A 15447-nucleotide genomic window follows, 5' to 3' on the forward strand; every position below is an offset into this window, starting at 1 on the left:
AGGACCGGGTCCTGCTGACAGAGCAGGAGCCGGGGCGGCTCACCCCGGGGTGACGACGCACTTCACGAAGCCCGCCGGCCGGTCGGCGAGGTAGCCGAAGCCGCGGTCCACGTCGTCGAGGGAGACGGTGTGGGTGATCAGAGGTTCGAGGGTGAGCCGCCGGTCGGCCATCAGCCGCAGCCCCTCGCGCAGCGCCGCCATGGTCCGCCGGCGCTCGCCGCTGAATCCGTTGACGATGGTCACCCCGCGGTACCACAGCTCGACGTCCAGCTCCCGGGGGCCGTCGTGGTGGTAGCCCGCCACGCACAGCGTGCCGTGCCGCGTCACCAGGTCGCCCGCCAGCTTGAGGCCGGCGGCCTTGCCGGTGAACTCCACGACCACGTCGAAGCCCCCGGCGAGTCCGGCCGCCTCCTCCGGCGCGCACACCTCGCCGGCGCCCAGAGCGAGCGCCAGGTCCCGTACGTGGGGCAGCGGGTCGACGCCCACCAGCCGGACGGGCCCCGCCTCGGCGAGCGCCTGCACCGCGATGAGCCCCATGAAGCCGAGCCCCACCACGGCGATCCGCCGCCCGGTGGCGATCGGACAACGGGACAGCGCCTCGACGACGCAGGCGAGCGGCTCCCCGAGGCCCGCCACGGCGGGCACGTTGGCCGGCAGCGGCAGCAGCGCCGCGGCCGGGGTGTTCACCACGTCGGCGAAGGCCGGCGAGGCGAAGCCGGTCACCCGGTCGCCCGCCGACCAGCCGTGCACCCCTGGCCCGACCGCCTCGATCTCGCCGGTCAGCTCGTGTCCCAGCCGCACGGGCGCGCCCTGGTGGCGGGCCCACGCGGGCGCCTCCGAGGAGCAGACCCCGGAGGCCAGGGTCCGTACCCGGACCTCACCGGTCTCCGGCGGCGTGTCGGCGGCCTCGACGATCTCCGAGTGACCGGCCGAGACCACTTGCGCGTATCGCACGCGTCCTCCTCATGCAGGGTTCAGACCGCCAGGCGGCGGGCCAGTTCGACCGCCCCGGCGACCGGCGGCTCACGCAGCAGCGTCGCGGTCACCCCCGGCAGCAGCGACGTCAGCTCCTTCTCGAACGCCGCGAACAGCGACGGCTGGCCGACGATCACGCCGCCCGCCGCCACTACGGCGTCGGTCTCCGCGCCTCGCCGGGCCAGCCGGGCCACCAGGTTCGCCAGTGCGGCGCCGCCCTGGCGGATGACGTCGGCCGCCGGTGCGGAGCCCTCGGCCGCGGCGGCGAACACCGCGGGCGCGTGCTCGGCCCACGTCTCCACCCCGCCGTCCCAGCTCATCGCGGCGGCGAGTTCGGGCAGGCCGGACACGCTGTAGGAGCGCAGCAGGGCCCGGCCGAGCGCTTCCAGCGGCGCGCCGTCGTCGGCCCGGGCGAGAACCGCGCGGGCCGCGTCGCGTACGAGCGCCGAGCCGGAGCCCTCGTCGCCGAGCACCCAGCCCCAGCCGCCGGCCGACAGATGGGCCCCGGTCTCGTGGTGCCTGCCCACGGCGATCGAGCCGGTGCCCACGACCAGCCCGATCCCGGCGCTCAGCCCCGCCGCGGGGACGAGCAGCTGGGCGTCGTTGACCACCGTGACCGGCAGGCCGAGGGCCGACTCCAGCTCGCGTCCCAGCCGGTCGCAATGCTCGGGCGTCTCGCAACCGTGCGCGCCCGCCACCACGCGCACCACCTCGTCGCCGGGGCGGGGCAGGGCGGCCAGCCGCTCGGCCAGCCAGGTGGCGGCGGCGGGAAACGATCGGGTCTGCCAGCCGGTGCTCGGCACCGTACGGTCGGCGACGACCTCGCCGGCGGCCAGGTCGAGCAGCCGCATCCGCGTCTTCGTGCCGCCGACGTCGACGCCGGCCACGACCGGGTTCATCAGACCTGTTCCTCGATCTTGGTGTCGCTGTTGTGGAAGACGAAGTCCTCGATCTCGACGCCGCGTGCCTGCGCCAGAGAGCCCGCCAGGCGCTGCAGCACGGCGGCGGCGAGGACGACGCGCACGGGGAGCGAGGCCGCGGCCGGGATCGGCACCACGTGCAGGTGCTCGGAGGGGGAGAGGTCGGCCGAGGTCACGCAGAGGGTGTGGTGACGGGCGGCGGCCAGGCTCCCGGCCAGCTCCAGCTCGCGGCCGTCGCCGATGATGACGTGCAGGGTGTCCCCGGCCGACTCCATCTCGCCGTGCAGGTAGTTGCGGGTGACCAGCGCGGAGGCGGGCACCCGGCACACCTCGCGCAGCAGCAGGGCGCCGGACTCGGAGACGGCGCGGAAGGCCCCGGAGGAGACGACGTCCGCGGCCACCACGCCGGCGGCCCGCCGGGCCACCTCGTCCACCACCGGAGCCAGTGCCGCCTCGTGCCGTTCCAGTACGGCGCCGATCCCGTCCCACTCCTTGGCCGCCTCGGCCGCGCCCGCCCCGAGGAGCGTGCGGGCGATCATGGCGAGCGCGACCAGGGTGCCGGTGTAGCCGATGGTGGAGGCGTAGCTGTCGGGCTCGTTGCCGAGGTCGACGCAGTGGTCGACGGCCTGGCTGAGCAGCGAGGGCACGACGTTCACCACCGCGGCCCGGCGCCCCTGCGGCATCAGGGACAGCGAATCGAGGGTCTCCGTGCTGCGTCCCGACTGTGAGACGGCGAGCATCAGGTCGGCGTCGGTGAGGGCGAGACCGGGGCCGAGCTCGCCGGCGAGCTCCCTGCGGGCGAGGATCCCGCCTTCGGCGAGGAGCCCGACCGGCAGGGTCAGGGCCGCGTAGCTGGCCCCGATGCCGACGAACACCGGCCGTCCGGTCGGGGCGAGCACGTCGCCGAGCGCGGGGAGCTGGGCCGCGACCCTGGCCGCGATCCTCTCCAGCGCTGCCGGCTGGCGCGCTCGTCCTTCCAGGTACGGGATTCTCACCCCGGTCATATCGTTGTTTCCTCTCGGGGGCGTACCAGTAAGAAATCACTCAAAGCAAACTTAAGACCACATAATACCAGGCAAGGCCATAAAGGACCGGTGTGGTGGGTGGGGAGGTGGCCCGGCGTCAGGAGCCGCGCACGAACGACGTGCGCAGCCGGTAGCGGTCGCCGCGGTAGGTGATGGCCGAGACGAGCACGACGCGGTCCGCGGCGTCCATCATCGACTGGGTCATGATCAGGACGGGATCGCCCGGCTTGAGCTCCAGTGGCTCGGCGAGATCCTCGGCGCAGCCCCTGGCCTCGATGGTGGACTCGGCCACGACGGGTTCCGCGCCCGCCGCCGCCAGCTCCTCCAGCAGCGACGCGCGGGTGAAGTCGACGGAGGAGAGTCCGGGCACGAGGTTGGCCGCCACGCGGGAGGAGTCGACCGCGATCGGCACGCCGTCCAGCATGCGCACCCGCTCCAGCAGGAAGAGGTCGGCCCCGGCCGCCACGCCGAACTCGTCCGCCTCGTCCAGGGACGCCTGCTTGATCTCGGCGCGCAGCACCCGCGACGTCGGCACCAGGCCCTTGCGGCGGGCGGTCTCGGTGAAGGACTCCAGGGAGTTCGGCCACTCCCGATCGGAACGGGCGGCGACGTACCACCCCCGACCGTGCGAGGACCGCATGACACCGCGCTCGACCAGGTGCTGGAGGGCGCGGCGGAGCGTCACCCGGCTGATGCCGAGCTGGGTGCAGAGCTCCCGCTCGGCGGGCAGCCGGCTGCCGGCGGGAAGGACTCCCTCGCGCACCTGGCGCTCGATCAGCTCGGCCGCCTGCGCCCACAACGGCTCGGGACTCTCGGGAGCGATGAGGGGCCCCTGAGGCGACGTGTTCACCGCGTCCATGTCTTTCCCTGTCCCCAGCTTCTGTTTCCTCGACGAACCTAGCGGCATTCTCGTCCCGGACCCGTGCCGGATACCATTATCCATCACAATCACTGGCAAGACGGTCGAACGCCGCGTCCAGCTCCGCGTCGACCCGCTGCCGGGACGGATCCGCGCCGAACCATCGGAGAATCTCCCGGGCTCCCCTCTCGAATGGCACCCGCGCCGAGAAGCCCGGAACGAGCCGCTTAATCTTGGAATTGTCATAAATCATCGAGTGCCGGAAATCCTCTTGCAGGACGGTGCCCATCCAGGCGATTTCCCGGCCGATGTCCGTGCTGGACCGGTGCACGATCCTCGGTTCCACCCCTGCGGCCCTGGCCAGGCACTGGTGAATTCCGTCCCAGGTGAGCAGCTCGTCGGAGGTGATGTGCACGCTTTCTCCCACGGCGGCGCGGCGGGCGACGACACCGGCCAGTCCCACGGCGAAGTCGCTCGCGTGGGTGAGGTTCCACAGCGAGGTGCCGTCCCCGTGCACGATGGCCGGCCGGCCCCGCCGCCAGCGGTCGATCACCGTCCAGCCGGCCAGCGTGGGGAACACCGTCTCGTCGTAGACGTGCGCCGCCCGCACGATCGTCGCGGGGAAACCCTCGTGGCGGAAGGCCCGCTCGAGCTCCTCCTCGCACCGCAGCTTCTGCGCCGGGTAGTCGAAGTTCCCCGCGCGCCGCGCCGACGACTCCGTGACCGGGAGGTCCGGCACGGGACGGGCGTACACCGAGCCGGTCGAGACGAACACGTACTGCCCGGTGCGGCCGGCGTACCTGGCCACGTCCGCGGTGATGTCGGCGGGGACGTAGCCGATGAAGGTGACGACCGCGTCGAAGGTCTCGTCGCCCAGCGCGGCGCGCATGGACGGGTCGTCGTGCACGTCGGCGGTCAGCCGGCGCACGCCCTCCGGCAGGGGCCGCACGGTGGTGCGGCCCCTGGTCACGATGGTGACGTCGAAGCCGTCGGCGACGAACCGGCGTGCGCAGGCGGCGCTGAGCACCCCCGTGCCCCCGAGCATGAGCACCCGAGGCCCGCTCACGACGCACCCCCGGTGTCCACGGGCCGGCGGCCGGTCGCCAGGCCGGCGCCGACGAGGAAGTCGTAGCAGGCGCGCAGCAGCGCGTACATGTCCTGGTGGGAACGGTCGGCCTCGACGATGGCCCACCTGACCGCCGGGTTGGCCCGCGCGACGGCTGCCACGTCGACCGAGCCCTCGCCGAAGGGCACCATGTAGTCGTCCATGCCGGTGGCGGGACCGTCCTTGAGGTGTGTGAACTCCAGCCGGTCGCCGAGCCCGGCGGCCACCGGCACGGGGTCCACCCCCGCCACGGCCACCCAGTAGGCGTCCAGCTCGACGACCACCGCCGGATCCAGCTCGGCGAGCAGGATGTCGTAGGCGCGGCGGCCGCCGAAGACGTTGACGAACTCGGCGAAGTGGTTGTGGTAGGCGATCCGCATGCCGCGCGCCGCCGCGTTGGCCGCCGCTCGGTTGATCCGCCGGGCCCCCGCCAGGACGCCGTCGAGCGTGCCGAACTCCTCCGGCTCCAGGCTCCACACCAGCGTCTCGACGCCCAGTTCCCGGCAGGCGTCCAGGACGGCCGGGGCGTCCTCGCCGGACGGGAACGGGACGTGCATGCTGCACACGCCGAGGCCCAGCCGGTCGAGAGCGGTCCGTACGGCCGACGGCGCGTGGCCGTACAGGCTGATGGGCTCGACCGCGGCGTAGCCGATCTCCGCGACGCGTTCCAGCACGCCGAGCAGGTCCTTGGCGGCGTCCTCGTGCAGTGACCAGAGCTGGGCGGCGACCGGTGGCACGACCTGGTCGCTCACGCCGGGCCCCCGATGAAGCGCGCGTTGCCCAGCGGCCAGCGGGTGGACCAGGAGCCGATCAGGTCGTCGCCGACGCCTGCCGCCCACAACGTGGCCTGCCGGACGAGCTGGCGGAACCAGGGGTTGCCCCAGGCCCGCGCGTCGTGGCCGAGGGAGGTGTAGCACACCCGGCCCGCGCCGTGCTCGCGCACGTAGGCGACCGGCTCGGTGCCCTCTCCCGCGCGTCGCTCCGCCAGCACCTCGACGTCCGGCGCGTACTCCAGCACGTAGTACTCGTCGTCGATGGCGAAGTCGTCCAGGTGTCTGGTCACGGGGTGGCCCTCCCGCACCGAGACCTCGATGCGGCCCTCCGATCCCGCGTCGCCGTGGGAGACGTAGCGCGACCCGACCAGCTCGTACGCCGCCCGGTCGGCGTCCAGGCCGCCGGGACCGAAGCCGAACAGGTTGCTCGCGTGCACCGCGACGAGGCCCTTGCCCGCGGCCACCAGGGCTGACAGCGCCTCCTGCTGCGCGGGGTCGAAGGTGACCGACGAGCGGTAGAGCACGTAGACGTCCGCCTCGGCCGTGGCCGGCATCGGGTCGACGAACCGGTCGAGGCCGACGGCGCGGGCCGCGGGCAGCCCGCCTTCGAGCACGATCTCCTGCAGCGCGAGCGCCGCGCCGAGCAGGTCGTGGTGGAGGTCGGTGCCCTCGACGACGACCAGCGCCGAGGGCCCGTTCCTGAGTTTCATTACGGGTGACTCCTTTCCGTGAGTCAGCGGGCTTCGGCGTACTCCCTGGCCATCAGGTCGCCACCGCCGGTCTTCCACTTCTGGACCGCGGAGGTCAGGCTGGAGGCGGGCTCGCGGCCGAGGAACACCGCGACGATCGCGTCCTGCATCTGCTGCTCCAGGGCGGCGCCCTTGGTGTTGAAGGTCTGCGAGTACAGGTGGGCGGCGGGGTTGTCCAGCAGGGTCGAAACGACCTTCTGCTGCCAGCCGTAGTTGAGCTTGTCCACGCCCGGCGCGCCCTGTGGGTTGCACAGCACCTGCGGGCCGCCCGCGATGTAGGCCAGGCCGAGGTCCTGCTCACGCTGCCCGCGGGTGGTCAGCACGGCCACGCCGTCCTTGACGGTGTAGTCCTCGCCCTCGACGCCGTAGTTGATCACGAACGACTCCCTGGAGCCGAACGGGGCCGCGACGTAGTCGAGGACCTTGAGGAACATGTCGATCCTCTTCTTGTCGGTCGTCTTCTTGATCATGGTGATCGCGTAGGCGCCGTTGCCGGTCCAGTGCACGGCGTCACCGCCGTCCTTGCCGAACGGCATCATGATGTCGAACACGAGCTTGGCGTCGTCGGCGACGATGCCGAACGCCCGGTTGCCGTCGTGCACCATGGCGAGCTTGCCCGACCGGAAGAGCGAGTCGCGCTGCGTCTTGTTGCCGATCAGCGTGGCCGTGTCCGGGTGGAAGACGCCGCTCTTGTACAGCGCGGCCAGCTCGGCGATGGCCGGGACGAACGCCTCGTGCTCGTACGCGGAGACGAACGTGCCGTCGCTCTTGCGGGTCCACTTGTTGGGGACGCCGAACATCATCATCAGGAAGCCGGCGATGTTGCCGCCGAAGGCGTACACCCCTGCCTTGGGGTCCGTGACCGCCTTGGCCAGGTCACGGAACTCCTGGAGGTTCTTCGGCTGGGGGTTGGCGCCGGCCGCCTCGATCACGTCCGTCTTGGTGTAGATCTGCGTGGTGAAGACGGGGTCGGAGCGGGGGACGCCGTAGATCCGGCCGTTGAGGTAGCCGTTGAGCCAGCCGGCCTCCTGGATGCCCGCCAGGTTCGGGTACTTCTTCACCGCGTCGCCGGACAGGAACTCGCTCAGGTCGGTGAACTGCGCCTCGGCGAGCTGCGGCAGGCGGGAGATGTTCTGGAAGATCGGTACGGAGACGAACTCCGGCAGGTCGTCACCGGCGACCAGCGCGGGGAACTTCGTCTGGAAGTCGGCGAAGGGCACCTGCAGCGGCTTGACGTTGAGGTTGAGCTCCTTGTTCAGCAGCTGCCAGTAGACGTTCTCGTTCAGCGGCGGGGCCGGCTGCCCGTACGTCATGATCATGATGTTGAAGTCGCCGCCGTCGCCGATCGGCCCGGTCACCGTCTTCGGGCCGTCCATGGGGAAGGACTCGTAGACGTCCATGACGCCCTGGGCGTTGCCCTCGTACAGCGGCTTGGGCTTGTTCGGCGGCACGTACGCCGGCATCGGCGCCGTCTGGCCGCCGCCGGCCGGGCCGCCGCCCGTGCTCCCGCCAGAAGAGCCGGAGCCGCACGCGGCGAGCGCTCCGCCGATGGGCACGAGCGCCGCGGCCAGACCCGCGTTCCGCAGCAGCGACCTGCGGGTGAGCCCTTCGCGGGGGATTCTGCTAGCCATGATGTCTTCCTTTACGGTGATCCGTTAACCCTTGATGGCCCCGGTGAGCATTCCCTTGGACATGTGCTTGGTCAGGAAGGGATAGACACACAGGATGGGCAGCGTGGCGATCGCCACGAGCGCCATCTGCACGGACTGCGCGGGGGGCGCCACGTATCCGGGAATGGCCTGCGCATTGGTGGTGACGTTGTTCTCCAGCACGAACGTGCGCATGACCAGCTGGAGCGGCCACATCTCCGTGTCGTTCAAATACAGCAGCGGGCCGAAATAGTTGTTCCAGTAGCCGACCGCGATGAAAAGGCCCACGACCGCGACGACCGCTCTGGAATTCGGCAGCACGACGGACCGCAGGATTCGCCATTCGCCGGCACCGTCCATGCGCGCCGCGTCGAACAGCTCGTGCGGTATCGCCTGGATGAAACCGCGGACGATGACGATGTTGAACGCGCTCACCGCGGTGGGGATGATCAGCGACCAGTACGTGTTGAGCATGCCCAGCTGCTTGACCATGAGATACACCGGGATCATGCCCGGCGCGAACAGCAGGGTGAACAGCACGAACGACAGCAGGCCGCGCTGGAAGAGCGACTGCCTGCGGCTGAGGCCGTAGGCCGCCAGCACGGTGCAGGCGAGGCTGAAGGCGGTGCCGACCGCCGTGACGCCCACGCTGATCACGATCGAACGCGAGACCTGCGTGCCGTTGAAGATCTGCTTGTAGGCCTCGAACGAGATCTCCGTGGGCCAGATGACGTAGCCGCCGTTGGCGTCGATCTGCTGCTTGGTGGCCACGCTGGTGGAGATCACGACGAGGAAGGGGAAGATGACCACCGCGCAGATGAGCGCGAGCGCGAGGGCCTTCAGGGCGATGGCGATCGGCTTGGGCTTGCCCAGCCATACGGGACGGGAGTTCATCGCCGGTAGACGCCCTCCTCTCCGAGCCGGTGGGCGAGCTTGTTGGCGGCGAGCACGAGCAGGAGGCTGACGACGCCCTTGAGCAGGCCGGCCGCGGTGGCGGTGCCCCAGCTCCCGTCGACCACCCCGTTGAAGTAAGTGAAGGTGTCCAGTACCTCGGCCGCTCCAGGGCCGACCGCGTCCCGCTGGAGCAGGATCTGCTCGAAGCCGACGGTCAGGGCGTCGCCGAGCCGCAGGATGAGCATCAGAACGATGATCGGCCGCATCCCGGGCAGCGTGACGTGCCAGAAACGCTGCCAGGCGCCCGCGCCGTCGATGGTCGCGGCCTCGTAGAGGCCGGGGTTGATGGCCGCGATGGCGGCCAGGAAGATGATGGTCCCCCAGCCCGCGTCCTTCCAGATGGCCTGCGTGGTGAGCAGCAACTTGAAGGCGTCGGGGTTGGACATGATCTCGAACGGCGTCAGCGCGTGCGTGATGAGGAAACGGTTCAGCACGCCGTTCCCGCCGAGGATCTGCTGGAACAGCGCGACGATGATCACCCACGACAGGAAGTGCGGCAGGTAGATCACCGACTGGACGAACCTCTTGGCCAGCGGCATCGCGACCGTGTTCAGCAGCACCGCGAGCACGATCGGCACCGGGAAGAACAGCACGATCTGCAGGAAGGTGATCTGCGCGGTGTTCCACAGCGCGTTCCAGAACGCCGTGTCCGAGAACAATGAGCTGAAGTTGGCCCAGCCCACCCACTCCGACCCGGTGAAACCCAGGAAGGGGACGTAGTCCATGAACGCGATCACGCTGCCCAGCAACGGGATGTAGGTGAAGAGCAGCAGGATGATCACGGCGGGCGCGACCATGACGAGCAGTGGCGAGTCGCGCCAGAGCCGGGTGAGGAAGGGCGTTTTCCGCTGGGGGTGCAGCTTGTTCTCGGGTGGTGGGTTCACTCGAGGCAGGGTCTGATTGACCGCCATGATCACCTCTTCATGGGCCGGGCTACCGCGGGAAACGTCCCGACCAGGGCGAAATACCAGTGAAGTACCGGGAAGATACCACTTGCACCAAAGTAAGACAACCAGTACCTTCGCCGGTGATAAGTAGGCCTTTCGTGTGATGGGGGAACGTGCGATGAATGGCTGGTCCTCCTTGCTCCCGCGCCCGGCGACGGTCGAACCGCATCCCGGAATATGCCGTTTGACTGCGGAAATGCCGCTCGCCGTGGAGGGCTCACAGGAGGTGGCGTCGCTCGCCCGGCGGTTCCTGGACGGACTGCGTCCGGCGCCGTCCGCGAGCGGGGGCGATCCAGGTAATACCACTGAGACCACACGGTTCGCCGTACGCGTTCGTGAAGGGACGCCGACCGGCGGCTACACCCTGCGGATCACCGAGCGAGAGGTCACCGTCGAGGCGGGCGGTCCCGAAGGCGTGTCTGGCGCCCTGACCACGCTGCGCCAGCTCCTTCCGACGGAGACCTGGCGCCGTGCGGGCGCGCCTCCCGGCGGCTGGACCGTGCCGTGCGGCAGGGCCGCCGATGCCCCCGCGTACGGCTGGCGCGGCGCGATGCTGGACGTCGCCCGCCACTTCCTCCCGAAGAGCACCGTGCTGCGCTACGTCGATCTGCTGGCCGCCCACCGCTACAACCGGCTGCACCTGCATCTGTCCGACGACCAGGGCTGGCGGGTCGAGAGCCGTCTCCACCCGCGCCTGCACGAGATCGGCGCCTGGCGGCCCTCCACCCGGCTCGGTCCCGACGGCGTGCCGGACGGAACCCCGCACGGCGGCTACTACAGCCTGGACGACCTCGCGGAGATCTCGGCATATGCGCGGTCCCACGGCATCGTCCTGGTGCCGGAGATCGACCTGCCCGGGCACACGTCCGCGCTGCGCGCTGCCTACCCCGAGCTCGGCCGTCCGGGGGAGCGGCAGGCCGTCCTGGACACCGTCTGGGCGGGCGGATCCTCGATCAGCCCGACAGAGCCGGTCGTGGCGTTCCTGCGGGACGTGCTCGGTGAGATCATCGACGCGACCGGCGCGCCGTACGTCCATCTCGGCGGTGACGAGTGCGACATGAGCTGGTGGGCCGGAGACCCCGCGATCGCGGCGGAGATGGCGGCGCACGGATACGCCGAGCCGCGCCAGATGCACGGCCACTTCCTGCGCGAGCTCGGCGGGTTCCTCGCCGGCCGCGGGGTGCGCATGGTGGTGTGGGACGAGGCCTTCGTCACCGGCGGCGTGCTGCCCGACACGATCGTCATGGCGTGGCGCGGCCACGAGGTGGCCGAACGCGCCGCCCGGACCCATGACGTGGTCCGCGCCCCGCTCTTCCCGACCTACTTCAACTTCGACCAGTCGGACCTGCCCGAGGAGCGGCGTTCAGAAGGGGGTCCGATCACCCTGGCCGACGTGGCCGCCTTCGCCCCCGCTCCGCCCGGATGGCCGGACGAGCGGCGCTCCCGGGTGCTCGGCGGCCAGTGGCAGGTGTGGAGCGAATGGGTTCCTCACCAGCGGCACCTCGACTACCTGGCCTTCCCGCGCGCCTGTGCCCTGGCCGAGGTGCTGTGGCGCGGCGGCATCGACGACCTCGCCGAGTTCGAGAGCCGCCTGCGGACGCACCTGTCCCGGCTGGACGCCCTCGGCGTCGAATACCGTCCGCTCGGCGGGCCCCACCCCTGGCAGACCGGTGGCACGGGTGTCTGGCGGCGCACCGGCCCCGGGCGGATCGAGGAGACCAAGAAGTGGGTCGAGTCGATCTCTCGCGAGCCGTGACCATCACCGATCTAGGAGTGCACAAGCGATGACACAGAAGTTCCTTTGGGGCGTGGCCACCTCGTCGTACCAGATCGAGGGGGCCGTGGACGAGGACGGGCGCACCCCGTCCATCTGGGACACCTTCTGCGCCACCCCGGGCGCCGTGTCCGCGGGCGACACCGGCGCGGTCGCGTGCGACCACTACCACCGCATGCCGCAGGACGTCGCGCTCATGAAGGAGCTCGGGGTGGACGTCTACCGGTTCTCGCTGGCCTGGCCGCGCATCCAGCCCGGCGGGAAGGGCCCGGGCAACCCGGCGGGGATCGCCTTCTACGACCGCCTGGTGGACGAGTTGCTCGCGGCCGGCATCCTGCCGTGGATCACCCTCTACCACTGGGACCTGCCCCAGGAGCTGGAGGACGCCGGCGGCTGGCCGGCCCGTGACACCGCCCACCGGTTCGCCGACTACGCCGCGATCGCCTACGACGCTCTCGGCGACCGGGTCGATCAGTGGACCACCATGAACGAGCCGTGGTGCTCGGCCATGCTCGGCTACGTCCACGGCCAGCACGCGCCGGGCCGCAAGGACGCCCGCGCCGGCATGGCCGCCGTCCACCACCTGCTGCTCGGGCACGGCCTGGCCACGAAGGTCATCCGCGAGAAGGCGGCCGCGGCCGGGCGCGCCGACGGCCTGGAGGTCGGCATCACGCTCAACCTGTCGCACAAGATCCCCGCCGGCGACTCGCCCGCCGACCTGGCCGCGGCCCGCTGGGACGACGGCATGAGCAACCGGCTCTACCTCGACCCGTTGCTGCGCGGACGCTACCCCGACGACATCGCGGGCAAGCTGGCCGAGCTGGGATGCCCGCTCCCCGTGCGGGAGGGCGACCTGGAGCTGATCGGCCAGCCGGTGGACGTGCTCGGCGTCAACTACTACACCTCCCGGGTGGTGCGGGCCGCGCCGACCGGCGACAACGGCTGGCCGGCGTCCACCACGGTCGCGCGCGACGTCGAGCGCACCGCGATGGACTGGGAGGTCACCCCCAAGACGCTCACCGACCTGCTGCTGCGCCTGGAGCGCGACTACCCGGGAACCGTCTGGTACATCACGGAGAACGGCGCCGCCTACCCCGACGTGGCCGACGAGCACGGCTACGTGGACGACGCCGACCGTGAGCGCTTCCTGCGCGCCCACATCGACGCCGCGCTCGCGGCCCGCGCGCAGGGCGTCGACCTGCGCGGCTATTTCGCCTGGTCGCTGCTGGACAACTTCGAGTGGGCCTACGGCTACGACCGCAGGTTCGGCATCGTCCGGGTGGACTACGAGACGCAGCGGCGCATCCCGAAGCGCTCGGCCCGCTACTACGCCGAGCGCATCGCGGCCGAGAGGGCGGCCCGGTGAGCGGCCCGGTGAGCGGCCCGGTGATCAGCATCCTGACGAGCCACCTCGGCTACAACACGGCCGGGTCGAAGAAGGCCGTGGTGCTCGCCCGCGGGCCCGCCGAGATCCGGTCGGCGTGCCTGGTCGCGGCCGACGGCGCCAGGACGGAGCTGGTCCCCGGCCCGCTCCACCGGGTCGACGGGTGGTCGCTCGGCCGGTTCGCCCGGCTGGACTTCGGCCACGTGCGGGCCGCGGGCACGTACCACGTGGAGGTGGATGGCGTCCGCTCGGCGCCGTTCGAGGTGGCCGATCGCCGCATCCACCACCAGACGCTGTCCGACGTGCTGTACTACTTCAAGGCCGTGCGCTCCAGCGGCGAGATCGAGCGCAAGGACCGGCACGCCCGGCTCCACCTCGACGACTCCGGGCGCACGGTCGACGCCCGCGGCGGGTGGCTCGACGCCTCGGGCGATCACAGCAAGTTCCTCAGCCACCTCAACTACACCCGGATGATGAACCCCCAGCAGATCCCGCTGTGCGCGTGGGCGTTCCTGGCCGCCCGCGACCACCTGCGCGGGACGCACCCGGAGCTGTCCGGCGCGCTGGGCGCCAGGATGCGCGACGAAGGGCTGTACGGCGCGGACTTCCTGGTGCGGTTCCAGTCCGAGGAGGGGTACTTCTACACGGCCGTCTTCGACGCCCTCACCAAGAGGCTCGACGAACGGGTGATCAACGCGCCGCTGCAGAACAGCGTGCGCACCACCCGCTGGCAGGCCGCCTACCGCCAGGGCGGCGGCATGGCCATCGCCGCGCTGGCCAGGGCCGCCGTCCAGGACGACCACGGCGACTTCGCGCCGGAGGACTACTTCGCGGCCGCCCACCGGGGCTTCACGCACCTGGAGCGGCACAACGCCGACTATCTCTACGACGGGCACGAGTCCGTCATCGACGACTACTGCGCCCTGATGGCCGCCACCGAACTCGCCGGCGCCGCCCGGCACGGCTTCGGCGCGGAACACCTGCCGGTGTTCGCCGCGGCGGCCGAGCGCCGGGCCGCCTCGCTGGCCGCCCGCCACACCGACTCCGCGCGGGGATTCGGCTTCCTGCGGGGCGACGTGGAGGACCGGCCGTTCTTCCACGCGGCCGAGCCCGGGCTGCCGGCGGTCGCGCTCATGCGCTTCGCCGAGGTCCTGCCGGCGTCGCCGGAGGCGGGACGGGCCCGCGACCTGGCCCTCACCCTGCTGCGCGACGCGGTCACCATGACCGACGAGGTGCCCAACCCGTTCGGCTACCCCCGCCAGTACACCCAGCCGCTCGGCGCGCCACCCGGGACGAGCTTCTTCTACCCGCACGAGAACGAGACCGGCTACTGGTGGCAGGGGGAGAACGCGGGCATCAGCTCGACCGCGTACGCCGCGCTGCTCGCCGCCGCGCTGCCCGGCTGCCCGCCCGATCTGCGCGACCGGCTGCACGTGCTGGCCGAGGACCAGGTGCAGTGGATCATCGGGCTCAACCCGTTCGACGCCTCTATGCTCCAAGGGCGGGGGAGGAACAACGTGGAGTACTCCACGGCGTTCCAGAACGTTCCCGGTGGCATCCTGAACGGGATCACCAGCGGGTTCGACGACGAGCACGACATCGCGTTCATGCCGCCGGAGCACCGTGCCGGCGGAGAGTCCTGGAGGTGGGCCGAACAGTGGATTCCGCACAGCGCCTGGTTCCTGCTGGCGGTCTCGGTGATGCGGTGATACGTCCTTTCGAGCCGTTCGACCTGGCCGGCATGTACCGCGTGTGCCTGGAGACGGGCGACTCCGGGCGGGACGCCACCCGGTTGTACCGGGACCCGGAACTGCTCGGGCACATCTACGCCGGTCCGTACCCGATCGCCGATCCCGGGCTCACCTGGGTCGCGTACGACGATCAGGGGCTGCTGGGATACGTCGTCGCCACCGCCGACACGGCGGCCTTCGAGCAGTGGCTGGAGGAGGCGTGGTGGCCGGGGCTGCGCGCCCGGTATCCCCGGCGGCCGGCCGCCGACCCGGGCGACGGCACGGAGGACTGGCTGCGCGTCGCCCACCTGCACGATCCGCCGCGCACCCCGGCGGACGTCCTGCGGGCCCACCCGGCCCATATGCACATCGACCTGCTGCCCCGGGGCCAGGGCGCGGGGCTGGGACGCCGCCTCATCACGACCCTGACGGATGCCCTGCGCGCCCGTGGCGTGCCGGGCCTGCACCTCGGCGTCGGCAGCGGCAACCCCCGGGCCTTCGGCTTCTACCTGGCGATGGGCTTCCAGGAGGCGCGGCGCGCGCCATGGGGCTCCACGATGACGATGGACCTGCGCGGCTGAGCCGCCTCCAGAGGCAACCAAG

General features: G+C 71.2%; 14 protein-coding genes. 4 read left to right on the forward strand and 10 right to left on the reverse strand.

Annotated features, from left to right (window positions below; translation table 11 throughout):
* Positions 1-39 precede the first annotated feature (39 nt).
* From FH608_RS28965 to FH608_RS29010, 10 genes are all read right to left on the reverse strand, one after another.
* Positions 40-954 (reverse strand): alcohol dehydrogenase catalytic domain-containing protein, encoded by a 915-nt coding sequence (locus tag FH608_RS28965; protein ID WP_139633779.1) that lies wholly within the window; start codon positions 952-954, stop codon positions 40-42.
* 20 nt (positions 955-974) lie between these two features.
* Entirely contained in the window at positions 975-1874 is a 900-nt protein-coding gene (locus FH608_RS28970; protein WP_139633780.1) for an N-acetylglucosamine kinase, read from the reverse strand.
* Positions 1874-2899 (reverse strand): SIS domain-containing protein, encoded by a 1026-nt coding sequence (locus tag FH608_RS28975; RefSeq protein ID WP_139633781.1) that lies wholly within the window; start codon positions 2897-2899, stop codon positions 1874-1876. Before FH608_RS28975 ends, FH608_RS28970 begins: the two co-directional genes overlap by 1 nt.
* 118 nt (positions 2900-3017) lie before the next feature.
* Positions 3018-3779, reverse strand: coding sequence for a GntR family transcriptional regulator (locus tag FH608_RS28980; protein WP_139633782.1), 762 nt, complete (start codon positions 3777-3779; stop codon positions 3018-3020).
* A gap of 76 nt (positions 3780-3855) precedes the next feature.
* Positions 3856-4845, reverse strand: a complete 990-nt coding sequence (locus FH608_RS28985) for an NAD-dependent epimerase/dehydratase family protein (RefSeq protein WP_226900005.1) — start codon at positions 4843-4845, stop codon at positions 3856-3858.
* Positions 4842-5636 carry a sugar phosphate isomerase/epimerase family protein gene (locus FH608_RS28990; protein WP_193318680.1) on the reverse strand — a complete coding sequence of 265 codons (795 nt, stop codon included), beginning with the start codon at positions 5634-5636 and terminating at the stop codon, positions 4842-4844. The genes FH608_RS28985 and FH608_RS28990 overlap by 4 nt, the downstream gene beginning before the upstream one ends.
* The gene (locus FH608_RS28995) at positions 5633-6367 is read right to left on the reverse strand and encodes a ThuA domain-containing protein (RefSeq protein ID WP_139633784.1); all 735 of its coding nucleotides are present in this window, start codon (positions 6365-6367) and stop codon (positions 5633-5635) included. Before FH608_RS28995 ends, FH608_RS28990 begins: the two co-directional genes overlap by 4 nt.
* 23 nt (positions 6368-6390) lie before the next feature.
* The gene (locus FH608_RS29000; protein ID WP_139633785.1) at positions 6391-8037 is read right to left on the reverse strand and encodes a type 2 periplasmic-binding domain-containing protein; all 1647 of its coding nucleotides are present in this window, start codon (positions 8035-8037) and stop codon (positions 6391-6393) included.
* A 24-nt stretch (positions 8038-8061) separates the two neighbouring features.
* Positions 8062-8949 (reverse strand): carbohydrate ABC transporter permease, encoded by an 888-nt coding sequence (locus FH608_RS29005; RefSeq protein ID WP_139633786.1) that lies wholly within the window; start codon positions 8947-8949, stop codon positions 8062-8064.
* Positions 8946-9893, reverse strand: coding sequence for an ABC transporter permease (locus FH608_RS29010; protein WP_226900006.1), 948 nt, complete (start codon positions 9891-9893; stop codon positions 8946-8948). Before FH608_RS29010 ends, FH608_RS29005 begins: the two co-directional genes overlap by 4 nt.
* Before the next feature lie 181 nt (positions 9894-10074).
* Here FH608_RS29010 and FH608_RS29015 point away from each other — a divergent pair, with 181 nt between their 5' ends.
* The 4 genes from FH608_RS29015 to FH608_RS29030 are packed head-to-tail and all read left to right on the forward strand — an operon-like array spanning position 10075 to position 15425.
* The gene (locus FH608_RS29015) at positions 10075-11712 is read left to right on the forward strand and encodes a beta-N-acetylhexosaminidase (RefSeq protein WP_193318681.1); all 1638 of its coding nucleotides are present in this window, start codon (positions 10075-10077) and stop codon (positions 11710-11712) included.
* A gap of 28 nt (positions 11713-11740) precedes the next feature.
* Positions 11741-13096 (forward strand): GH1 family beta-glucosidase, encoded by a 1356-nt coding sequence (locus tag FH608_RS29020; protein ID WP_139633789.1) that lies wholly within the window; start codon positions 11741-11743, stop codon positions 13094-13096.
* A complete protein-coding gene (locus FH608_RS29025; protein ID WP_226900007.1) occupies positions 13093-14823 on the forward strand; it encodes a glycoside hydrolase family 9 protein in 1731 nt (576 codons plus the stop codon). Before FH608_RS29020 ends, FH608_RS29025 begins: the two co-directional genes overlap by 4 nt.
* On the forward strand, positions 14820-15425 hold the full coding sequence (locus FH608_RS29030; protein ID WP_226900008.1) for a GNAT family N-acetyltransferase: 606 nt from the start codon (positions 14820-14822) through the stop codon (positions 15423-15425). Before FH608_RS29025 ends, FH608_RS29030 begins: the two co-directional genes overlap by 4 nt.
* Positions 15426-15447: the final 22 nt, after the last annotated feature.

It is taken from the genome of Nonomuraea phyllanthi, from assembly GCF_006334985.2.
Taxonomy (GTDB): domain Bacteria; phylum Actinomycetota; class Actinomycetes; order Streptosporangiales; family Streptosporangiaceae; genus Nonomuraea; species Nonomuraea phyllanthi.